The organism is Brasilonema sp. UFV-L1, from assembly GCF_012912105.1.
Lineage (GTDB): Bacteria > Cyanobacteriota > Cyanobacteriia > Cyanobacteriales > Nostocaceae > Brasilonema.
Genome location: NZ_QMEA01000191.1, coordinates 1 through 10,744 on the forward strand (window position 1 = coordinate 1; position 10,744 = coordinate 10,744).

A 10,744-nucleotide genomic window follows, 5' to 3' on the forward strand; every position below is an offset into this window, starting at 1 on the left:
CGCTTTGCTCTCTACCCCACCTCCCGATCTCCCCATTCTGGGTTGTAAAATCATAGGCTGGTGTGTCACATACTCTGTGCTTTATGTCTTTAGATCCTGATTTTGCTCCTAAATTGCGTGCTTGCGCTGACCGATTATTTTCGGTGTTAGAAAAATTTACTTCCGCACGGGTACTAGTTATCGGAGATTTGACTTTAGATGAGTTTCTCACTGGTCAAGTGGAAAGAATTTCTCGCGAAGCACCAGTGTTAATCCTCCGCCATGAAACCACCAAGCAAGTACCAGGAGGTGGGGCAAATGCGATTTATAATTTTGCTCAACTGGGGGCAAAAGTTTTGGCAGTAGGGCTATTGGGCAAAGATGAACAGGGAAAAGCACTACGGACTCTTCTGGAAGCTTCAGGAATTAATACTGATGGCGTTTTTGTTGACATCAATCGCCCAACAGTCACTAAAACGCGGATTTCTGGTCATTCTCGTCAATCGGTGACACAGCAAATTGTTCGCTTAGACCGAAAATCAGATGATTTGCCAGAATTAGATTTACAACTCCAGTTATCAGAGTATATCAAAACACAACTTAATTCCGTAGATACCGTCATCTGTTCTGACTATGGAGATGGAACTCTAACTCAGCCAGTGATTTCAGCAGCGCTGTCTGCTTCTCGAACAATTGTGGATGCCCAAAAACATCTGGAACGGTATCGTGGGGCAACATTGTTTACTCCAAATTTGCCGGAAGCAGAACTGGCTGTGGGTTATGCAATTACTGATGAGGCAACTTTGACTCAAGCAGGACAAGACTTGCTCGCATTAACGCAGGCGCAACACATATTAATTACTCGTGGGGACCAAGGGATGAGTATGTTTAACCGCGAGGAGAGTGAATTTCACATCCCAGCTTTTAATCGGACTGAGGTGTTTGATGTGACAGGTGCTGGAGATACTGTGGTAGCTGCGTTAACTCTGGGTTTAGCTGTTGGGGCGTCGGCTTGGGAAGCAGCTGTTTTAGGGAATTTAGCAGCTAGTATTGTGGTGAGACAGTTTGGCACCACAACGACAACTCCTGAAGAAATGAAGGTCGCGTTGCAACGGTTGTTGGAAGAAAGTTAACATTCGCCACTACTCAATTTTCGCACGCCGTGGGAGTGTCAATATACATACTTTCCCGACTCAGCGCATAGTCGCACAGCGGTGGTACATTATGATGGTGATTGACAGCCCATTCAAGAAAAGCTTTTACCCATTCAGACGCAGTTGCCTTTATTACAGCAGATTGCAAGTTGGTGAAGTACAAAGATACCCCACCCGCGCACCTCAAGCACCCTCCCCGAGCTCGCGGGGAGGGTTGGGGAGGGGTGTACTCCATTTAGATGCAAAGCGCTGTATGTAACGCCGTTTTTACCTTACCCAAGAAACGAAGCTGGAAAAAATGGATAATCCAAGCAATCAAATAAGCAAATTGTATGCTTTACTGATAGGTATAGACTGCTACTTACCCAATCAATTGCCTGATGGAGGTTCGTACAATAATCTTGGCGGATGCGTGCGCGACATTAGGTACGTAGAAGACTTCCTGAAGTTAAAGCTAAAAATGCCACCAGAGCAGATTTTTAAGCTTACTGCCTCTGATATTGGGAAACCAGAACCAGCAGAACCACCAGAGAAGCGGCCTACCTACGAAAACATGGTAGCGATGTTTAATCACCTCACCTCAGTTGCCGAACCTGGAGACCAAGTATATATTCACTACTCTGGTCATGGAGGTCGTGCTAAGACTAATTATCCTCAACTCAAGGGAGAAAATGGCATTGATGAAGCACTCGTTCCTACTGATATTGGCAATTCCACAGCACGGTATCTGCGCGATATTGAAATAGCTAAACTTTTAGAAAGAATGGTAGCTAAGAAGTTAGTTGTCACAGTTGTATTGGATAGCTGTCATTCAGGTGGAGCAACAAAAGGTGACGATGCTGAGATTAGAGGCTTGGACACCATTGATGAAACTCCCCGTTCTACTGAAAGCATGGTAGCATCGGATGAGGAATTGGCGAAAACATGGAAAGCTTTAACTAAATCAGAAACTCGTGACTTTCAGTTGGGTAGTGGATGGTTGCCACAACCAGAAGGTTATGTTTTATTAGCTGCATGTCGTTCAAATGAATCTGCCTTTGAGTATGCTTTCAACGGTAAAGAACGCAACGGTGCGCTTACCTACTGGTTGCTAGATTCGCTTGACCCATTAACTCCTGGGCTAACTTATAAAGTACTGCACGATCGCTTGCTTGCCAAAATTCACAGCCAGTTTCAGCGACAAACCCCTCAGCTTCAGGGAGAAGGAAGTCGTTTGGTCTTTGGTAGCGATCGCATCTCTTTACAGTATGCCGTAAATGTTAACCAAATAGATGCTAACAAAAGACTTTTGCTCAATGGAGGCCAGGTGCAGGGATTAAATAAAGGCGCACAGTTTGCTATTTATCCACCAGGCACAACTGATTTCACAGAGGTGAACAAGCGATTAGCTTTAGCTGAAATCACCTCTGTTGGTGCAACAGAATCTTGGGCTGAAATTAAGGAAACTTTTCGTTCTGAATCTATTGAACAAGCAGCTCAAGCATTGCTCATTAATCCTAAATCTGTCAAATTAGTGAGAAAAATCCGCTTGGTTGAGAAAGCAGAAGGCACGCAAGAGGATGAGTTGCCGACAGAAGTTGATCAAAAACAGAGTGCAGCCTTGCAAGCGGTTGCAGATGCTATGCCAATTGGGAATGGTTGGGTAGAATTAGTTTTTGGCAATGAAACTGCTGATTACCAGGTAACTGTTAACAGAAATAGCGAGTACGAAATTTGCGATCCTAGTACTACGCCAATTGCCAACTTACGACCCGCTTTAAAAATAGGCGAACTTGATGCTGCTGCAAGTATAGTCAAGCGTTTAGTACATTTAGCTAAATATCGGGCAACTCAGCAGCTTAACAATTATTATCATCGGTCAAACTTACCAGGAACTAAGCTGGCATTTACCTTAGAGATGATTGGAAAGCAATCAAATTACGACCCCGTAGAACCACCTGAACCGCAACCTTTTGATGAGCCAGGAAATACACCGATGCTCAAAGTTAACGAATGGGTATTTATTCGGCTTCGCAATGATTCTTCTCAACCGCTTAACGTCGCTATACTAAATCTAAAGCCAGATTTAGGTATTTCTCAAGTCTATCCTTCTGGAAGTGGAAACTTTATCACATTTGACCCCGGACAAGAAGAGATACTCCCACTTCATGCAAGTCTGCCAAACGGATACGAAGACGCTCAAGATATTCTTAAGGCGTTTGCAACTGTTGGTGCAACTGATTTCCACTGGTTGGAATTACCTCCCCTCGATCAACCAATTCTTTTCCCTACTGGGAAAAACCCAGAAAACCCATTGGAAGAACTTTTAGCTGCTGTTGCTGCTTCTCAACCGCCAACTAAAAATTTAGAACCAGCTAGATATCCTGCTAGTGAATGGATTGCAGAACAAGTGGTTGTGAGAATAACAAATGAAAAATAGAAGGGGAGCATCCCAATTTTGCAAAAACATGTTTGTCATTCTGAGCGGAATGAAATGGAGCGAAGAATCTAAAACTCACGTTGACTCAACAGATGCTTCGTTACGCTCCGCTTCACTCAGCATGACAGTAAACTTGCACATTTGGGATGCTCCCAAATAGAAGAGGCTTTTCTTCATGAAAAATCTTACCCCAGTCACTACCACTATATCTGTAATCAGCAGCGCTCATGCTTTAGTAGTTGGTATTGCTAACTACCAGAAAATAAAAGGACTTCCAGAAACCGTTTTAAAAGATGCAAGGGACATTTACGAACTTTTGATTAATCCGCAGCATTGCGGTTATTTACCTGATAATGTGCAATTACTGTTAGACACTGAAGCAACCCAGACAGCCTTACTTCAAGCATTAGCTAAATTAGCCGAACGTAGCAACCAGAACTCTACTGTTTTCATTTACATTTCTAGTCATGGAGGACAGCTAAAATCTGGTTCCTATGCAGGTGAGTACTTGTTGCCAGTGGATACAGACTTTACATCAGAGGCGTTATTAGCTCAAACTGCGATTTCTGGAACTCAATTTACAGAAGCTTTACGTGCTATCCCATCTCAAAAATTAGTGGTAGTCTTTGATTGTTGTCATTCTGGTGGTATTGGTCAACCAAAAGATGCTGATGCAGCTGAGATAAAAGCTGGTTTATCAGAAAGCTATTATGATGTTCTTAAACAAGGACGAGGGCGGGTGATTTTGGCTTCCTCCCGCAGCACCGAACAGTCTTATATATTACCCGATGCTGCTAATAGCCTTTTCACCCAACACTTGTTGGATGGACTCAAAGGGGAAGTAATTGCCCCAGGTGGAGTAATTCGGATTCTCGATCTTTTTAGCTACTTACAGCCTAAAGTTATTTAAGAAATATTTGCAAGGAGATCCTGAAATGGAAGAAGCCACAAAAATGAGGGATTATCCAAACAGTAGTGACATTATATCAGAAGCACGGGAAGCTTGTTTTAGTCAGGAGATTCCTAAAGAATATTTAGAGACACTAAAGTCTTCTGTACCTTTGGAAGCCTCTGCCTATCTTAGACGTGGTAAGCTACGTTTTTTGCTTGGAGATTATCCAGGCGCTAAAAGGGACTTCCAGGAAGTTATTAAAGCCGATCCCAACTTGGCTGCTGATGCTTACTATCAAAAAGGTAAAGTCGCTGCTTATGAATTTTATTTCGCAGGGAGTGATGATATTAAAAAAGCCCAAGAAGCCAAAGAAAGTTTTGATGAAGCAATTAAAAGAAACCCTAATCTTTCCGATGCTTATTTTGAACGAGGTTATCTAAAATCTAAGATGAGTCTAAAGGATAAGTTTTCTACAACAGAAGATGTTGCTCGGATTGATAATAGCCAGAATGATTTTAAGCAAGCTATTAAAAACGATAAAATTTTTGCTCAAGCCTACTATTTAATGGTAGTTGCAGAAAGGTACAAATTTAGAATACAAAAAGGAGAATCAGATACAATAAAAATCTCTCCTACAGAAATTAATAATTTAACTGAAGCAATTCGTAGTGACATTTATTTCTATTCAGACTTTATTGGACATAACCGTTTCCAAATGAAGAGATCGCTCTGCGTTGACTTAGGTAATTCTAAGCAAGATAATACAACAAAATCAGCAACCATGATTCCATTTAAGTCGAAAAAAGAGGAAAATTACTATACTATAGCATTAGGTAATTATAGAAAAAAAGAATATAAGCAAGCTATTGAAAATATTAGCCAAGCAATAAAAACTAATCCTGATATTTCTGAATTTCATCTAATTCGAGGGGCAGCGTATTATTTTTATAAACGTAATAATGAGGCTTTAAAGGATTTGGAAGCATCAATTAAATTAGATCCAAGAATTTCTCCTTTAACTCCATCAGGAGTTTTGAATTATCAGATTATTGATACAACTTATTCAAGCTCTATTTCTCATTTTTTAATAGGACGTATTAAGGAAAATCAGGACAGTCAAAAAGAGTACCAAACAGCATTGTCATATCTGCCCCAAGCAGACTGGCTTTATCCTCAAAGAGGAGATCCAACTCAAACCCAAGACACTGTTAGCTCAAGATCTGCAAAGGTTCCAAGTAGAAAGGTAACCGTTCAGGGGAGGCGTTCATGCGAGTGCCGATAATAATCTTCAAAATTTGTAAAGCTCGAACTTATAGTTATGACACAGAGTGCAAAATATGATTTGTTCATCTCCTACGTCAATGTAGATAAAGCTTGGGTAGAAGGTTACTTACTTGATAGTTTCAGACAAGCTGATATACGCTTCTATTCAGAAGCTGCGTTTACCTTGGGTGTGCCTCGTCTAAAGGAATTTGAAAATGCAATTCAGTATAGCCATCGCACCTTACTCATTATCTCTCCTGCCTACTTAGTTGATAATTTCAGCGAGTTTATTGACTTATTAGGGCAAAGCTATGGATTGGAAACAGCAACTTGGCCAGTTATTCCTTTGATTTTGCACCCAGTTAAACTGCCACCCCGTTTGGCAATGTTAACCAGTCTCGATGCAACTGAGCAGACTCAATGGTCTAAAGTTATAAAACACCTTTGTAGAGAATTACAGCGTCCAGTCCCTCCTGTACCGCCAAAACCAGAGTGTCCCTATCCGGGAATGATACCTTTTAGCGAATCAAATAACGATCGCTTCTTTGGGCGTGAGCAGGAAGTAGAATATCTTTTAGAACATCTGTATCGGCATCGATTTATTACGGTTATTGGCTCTAGCGGTAGTGGAAAGTCTTCTTTAATATTTGCGGGACTCATTCCTAAACTACGTCAGAGTAGACGTTTTGGTTCGGGTGAGTGGTTAGTTTGCACGATGCGCCCTGGAGAAAACCCTTTGAGTCTCCTAAAAACGACTTTAGGGAGCGAACAAGCTGATCTATCTTTAGCCGTCACAGAAGTTCTAAATACTCACCCGAATGCTCAACGGTTGCTATTAGTCGTAGACCAGTATGAGGAACTCTTTACAATTGCTAAAACCGAGAAAGAAGAGTTTCAACAAGCTTTGCTGGAGTTGCTTCAAATTTCCAATTGTTATTTAATTTTAACTGTTAGAGCCGATTTTTATGCAGACCTGATGCAATGTCCCCTTTGGGAAAACATCCAGTTACATCGCTTGGAAATCGTTTCTCTAGATGAAATAGGGTTGCAAAAGGCAATTCTTAAACCTGCTGACAATGTTGGCGTATTTATAGAATCAGCTTTAGTAGAGCGTTTAGTAAAAGATGCTATTGGTGAACCGGGTATTTTACCCTTAATTCAAGAGACACTGGTACTGTTGTGGGAAAAATTAGAGCGACGGTTTTTGCCTCTCAAAGCCTATGAAACCTTAGTGCTTTCCCGTAAAGATTACGAGACATTGGGAAATAATAAACGCACGGGATTGCAAGTGGCGATCGCTCGTCGTGCTGATGCAGCTTTGACAGACTTGAATCAAGAAAACAAAGAACAAGGAGCGATCGCCCGTCGCATTTTTCTACGTTTAGTGCAGTTTGGTGAAGGACGAGCTGATACTCGTCGCCAGCAACCCGTAAATGCCTTACGTGCAGGAAACGATGCACACTTGTTTGACAAGACATTGTCTCATTTAGTGAACTGTCGCCTACTTACCCTGAGTGGTGGGGAAAATTCCATTCGCAAAGTAGACATTGCCCATGAAGCTTTGATTATTGGCTGGCCTACTTTACAGCAATGGCTAACTGAACGTAGAGAAGCAGAACTGACACGCAGACGACTAGAAGCCAAAGCTCAAGAGTGGGAACGTTTAGGAAAGGGCAGTGGGGGTTTGCTAGATGAAGTACAACTGGCTGAAGCTCAAGGTTGGCTCAACAGTCCTGATGCTACCGAGTTAGGTATTGACCCAAATATATCTGCACTAGTACAGGCTAGCGAGCAGGTAATCCTGGAAACCAAACGTCGAGAAGAAAAGAGTAGACAAAGAGAACTCCAACAACAAAAAAAGCAAATAGGGTTTTAATAACTTTCATTATTGTGTTGAGTGGATTAGTTTTGCTAGTTCTAAATCAAACTATAAATGCCAATATTAAGACACTTGAAGCTCAAAGTGCTTCTTCAAAAGCCAAGTTCACTTCCGGTGAACAACTGGAAGCGTTAATTGCCAGCATAGAGGCTGGAAAATTATTAAAATGGATGCCTTTTGCTCCTCTGAATGTTAAACAACAAGTTTTACAGGCATTGCAACAAACAGTTTATAATAATCGAGAAATTAATCGTCTAGAAGGTCATACTGATGGGGTGAATGGGGTGAGTTTTAATAACGATGGTACAATGCTAGCCTCAGCTAGTAATGATAGAAATATTAAAATCTGGAGTTTAAAAGGAGAAGAAATAATAACGCTACCCCATGATGATCTAGTCAATGATATAAGTTTTAGCCCTCAAGGTAATATTCTTGCTTTTACTAGTGAGGATAAAAAAATTAGATTATGGGACTTAAAGGGAAAACTACTTCGAGAGTTTCCAAGTTTAAAATTACCAGCTTGGAGTGTAAACTTTAGCCCTGATGGTCAAAAAATTGCTTTTAGTAGTAAGGACGGCAGCATATTTCTTTACAATTTAGATGGGAAACAATTGAATTCTTTTCCAAACGCAAATCATTGGTCTATGTCAGTAAGATTTAGTCCAGATAGCAAATTTATTCTCTGTCCTGGAAAAAATTACACAGTTGAAGTTCGGACTTTAGATGGAAAGTTAATTAGTGTTTTACAAGGACATAAAGATTTAATTTATATAACAAACTTTAGTAGCGATGGAAAAATTTTAGCTACTGCAAGTGAGGATACTACTGTTAAAATATGGAATCGTAATGGCACCTTAATAAAAACTTTACCTCATAACCAGCCAGTTACATGGGTGACTTTTTCCAGAGACGATCAGATGCTAATATCAGGAACTAAAGATGGCACTATAAACCTTTGGAATGCCAAAAATGGTGAGTTAATTCAAAAGTGGAAAGCGCATATAGGTACTATTACAGATATAAGAGTGAGTCCAGATGGTAAAATTATTGCTTCAAGTGGTATAGATAATACTATAAAACTTTGGAATCTACAAGGAAATTATTTAGGGCGACATAATGAGTGGGTTAAGAGCATAAATTTTAGCCCCGACGGTAAAAGTATTGTTTCTGCTAGTGCTGATAAAAGCATTAAAATTTGGGACTTAAATGGAAAGTTGCTTCAAAGTTTTACAGGGCATACAAATAAAGTTTGGGCTGTAAATTTTAGTCCCGATGGCAAAAGTATTGTTTCTGCTAGTGCTGACAAAACCGCTAAAATTTGGGGATTAGATGGAAAGTTACCCAAAACGTTAAAGGGTCATGAAGATGAGGTTACAACGGTAAAATTCAGTCCAGATGGTAAAACTTTAGCAACTGCTAGCGCTGACCAAACCGTAAAGATTTGGAGCGTAGATGGACAATTATTAAAAACTTTCAATGCTCATAATGATAGTATTACTCGACTAAGCTTCAGCCCAGATGGTAAAACGATAGCTACCGCTAGTAATGATACTACAGTCAAACTCTGGACTCTAGATGGAAATTTGCTAACAACCCTTGGAGGGCACAAAGATTTCGTAAATGATGTGAGTTTTAGTCCTGATGGTAAGATAATTGCTTCTGCTAGCGATGATAACACCATTAAACTATGGAACCGAGATGGAAAGTTACTGCGAACCTTGACAGGTCATAAAGGCATAGTTTGGGCTGTGAGTTTTAGCCCTGAGGGCAAAATGATTGCTTCTGGTAGCGATGATATGACGATAAAGCTGTGGAACTTAAAGGGTGAAGAACTGGCAACATTTGAAAGTAATAGTCAGATTTGGAGTCTTAGCTTCAGTCCTGACTCCAAAAAAATAGTTTCTGGTCATCTTAACGGTGTAGTAGCTTTGTGGAACCTGGATTTAGATGATTTACTAAAACGCGGTTGCAGTCAGTTACGCCCATATTTAAGCAGTAAATCTAAGAAAAACGATTATGACAAACTTTGTAAAGGATAATTTTTCTAGTGCTCCAACTGTCGTTTTTTCTCCTGCTGACGTCCCTTTTTCTCCTCAGAAAGACTATCAAAACAAGATGGGCAAGAAACACCTTCTTGATACTTGGGGGATAATTTATCAGCTTCAGAAATGGGATGTCCACAACTTGGGCACATATCATAACTACCTAGTTCTAACCCATGACGTACAGCGATGCGCTGGTCAAATACAAAACACTCACCATCCCATAAACTTTCAGGCTCTGAGACTTCTTCTAAATATTTGAGAATTCCACCCTTGAGGTGATATACTTCTTGAAACCCTTGGGACAGCATGAAGGAAGAAGCTTTTTCACAGCGAATTCCCCCAGTACAAAATAGAGCTACCTTTTTGTGTTTCTTGGGATCGAGGTGGTTGCGAACATAGTCTGGAAATTCACGAAATGATTCAGTCTGAGGGTTTTGTGCTCCTTTGAAAGTTCCGATGCTCACTTCATAATCGTTGCGGGTGTCAATCACCGTCACTTCTGGATCACAAATCACAGCATTCCAATCTTTGGGAGTGATATAGGTGCCGACTTGTTCGTTAGGATCAACTCCAGGTAATCCGAGAGTGACAATTTCTTTTTTTAAACGCACTTTCATGCGGTCAAAAGGTGGCTCGTCAGCATAAGACTCTTTGTATACTAAGTCTGTAAAGCGAGAGTCGGAGCGCAAAAAGGAGAAAATTGAGTCAATCGCTTGACGAGAACCGGCAATTGTACCGTTAATACCTTCGGGTGCTAATAAAATTGTGCCCTTAACGTCATGTGCTTGGCATAAAGAAAGTAGAGGATGTTGTTTCTGGGCAAAATCTTCCAACTTGACAAATTTGTACAGTGCTGCAACAACTATAGTCATTTTTTTATGAATCCTTTGGCAAAAACAATAGTATACTTTCACCAACTATTAGGTTAGAATAAAAAAGTTCAGAATCTTTCTTTTTTGAATTTTGAATTTTGAATTTTGAATTTTGAATTTTGAATTGTTTAAGGGGGTATAGCTCAGTTGGTAGAGCGCCTGCTTTGCAAGCAGGATGTCAGGAGTTCGAGTCTCCTTACCTCCATCAATCGTTTTCATCGAAAATTTGGGTAGAAACCCC

General features: G+C 40.5%; 7 protein-coding genes and 1 tRNA gene. 7 read left to right on the forward strand and 1 reads right to left on the reverse strand.

The features are described from left to right. Nucleotides 1-83 precede the first annotated feature (83 nt). From rfaE1 to DP117_RS31405, 6 genes are all read left to right on the forward strand, one after another. The gene (gene rfaE1 / locus DP117_RS31380; RefSeq protein ID WP_169222098.1) at nucleotides 84-1,112 is read left to right on the forward strand and encodes a D-glycero-beta-D-manno-heptose-7-phosphate kinase; all 1,029 of its coding nucleotides are present in this window, start codon (nucleotides 84-86) and stop codon (nucleotides 1,110-1,112) included. A gap of 319 nt (nucleotides 1,113-1,431) precedes the next feature. Continuing rightward, entirely contained in the window at nucleotides 1,432-3,552 is a 2,121-nt protein-coding gene (locus tag DP117_RS31385) for a caspase family protein (protein ID WP_169222099.1), read from the forward strand. A gap of 175 nt (nucleotides 3,553-3,727) precedes the next feature. Continuing rightward, nucleotides 3,728-4,462: a caspase family protein gene (locus tag DP117_RS31390; protein ID WP_169222100.1), complete on the forward strand. Its 735-nt coding sequence runs from the start codon at nucleotides 3,728-3,730 to the stop codon at nucleotides 4,460-4,462. Between the two features lie 25 nt (nucleotides 4,463-4,487). Then, nucleotides 4,488-5,726 (forward strand): tetratricopeptide repeat protein, encoded by a 1,239-nt coding sequence (locus tag DP117_RS31395; RefSeq protein ID WP_169222101.1) that lies wholly within the window; start codon nucleotides 4,488-4,490, stop codon nucleotides 5,724-5,726. 36 nt (nucleotides 5,727-5,762) lie between these two features. Continuing rightward, nucleotides 5,763-7,583: a toll/interleukin-1 receptor domain-containing protein gene (locus DP117_RS31400; protein ID WP_169222102.1), complete on the forward strand. Its 1,821-nt coding sequence runs from the start codon at nucleotides 5,763-5,765 to the stop codon at nucleotides 7,581-7,583. 32 nt (nucleotides 7,584-7,615) lie between these two features. After that, a complete protein-coding gene (locus tag DP117_RS31405; RefSeq protein WP_169222103.1) occupies nucleotides 7,616-9,625 on the forward strand; it encodes a WD40 repeat domain-containing protein in 2,010 nt (669 codons plus the stop codon). Nucleotides 9,626-9,630: 5 nt separating this feature from the next. Here the strand turns inward: DP117_RS31405 and DP117_RS31410 are convergent, their stop codons facing one another. Further along, nucleotides 9,631-10,503, reverse strand: coding sequence for a rhodanese-related sulfurtransferase (locus tag DP117_RS31410; RefSeq protein ID WP_169222104.1), 873 nt, complete (start codon nucleotides 10,501-10,503; stop codon nucleotides 9,631-9,633). A 132-nt stretch (nucleotides 10,504-10,635) separates the two neighbouring features. On the opposite strand from DP117_RS31410, the gene DP117_RS31415 reads away from it, so the two are divergent. Beyond that, nucleotides 10,636-10,708, forward strand: a tRNA-Ala gene (locus DP117_RS31415). Nucleotides 10,709-10,744: the final 36 nt, after the last annotated feature.

Coding starts and splice junctions, on each gene's coding strand:
- DP117_RS31385 (WP_169222099.1), top strand. CDS start 1,432: ATGGATAATCCAAGCAATCAAATAAGCAAATTGTATGCTTTACTGATA.
- DP117_RS31410 (WP_169222104.1), bottom strand. CDS start 10,503: ATGACTATAGTTGTTGCAGCACTGTACAAATTTGTCAAGTTGGAAGAT.
- DP117_RS31400 (WP_169222102.1), top strand. CDS start 5,763: ATGACACAGAGTGCAAAATATGATTTGTTCATCTCCTACGTCAATGTA.
- DP117_RS31395 (WP_169222101.1), top strand. CDS start 4,488: ATGGAAGAAGCCACAAAAATGAGGGATTATCCAAACAGTAGTGACATT.
- DP117_RS31390 (WP_169222100.1), top strand. CDS start 3,728: ATGAAAAATCTTACCCCAGTCACTACCACTATATCTGTAATCAGCAGC.
- rfaE1 (WP_169222098.1), top strand. CDS start 84: ATGTCTTTAGATCCTGATTTTGCTCCTAAATTGCGTGCTTGCGCTGAC.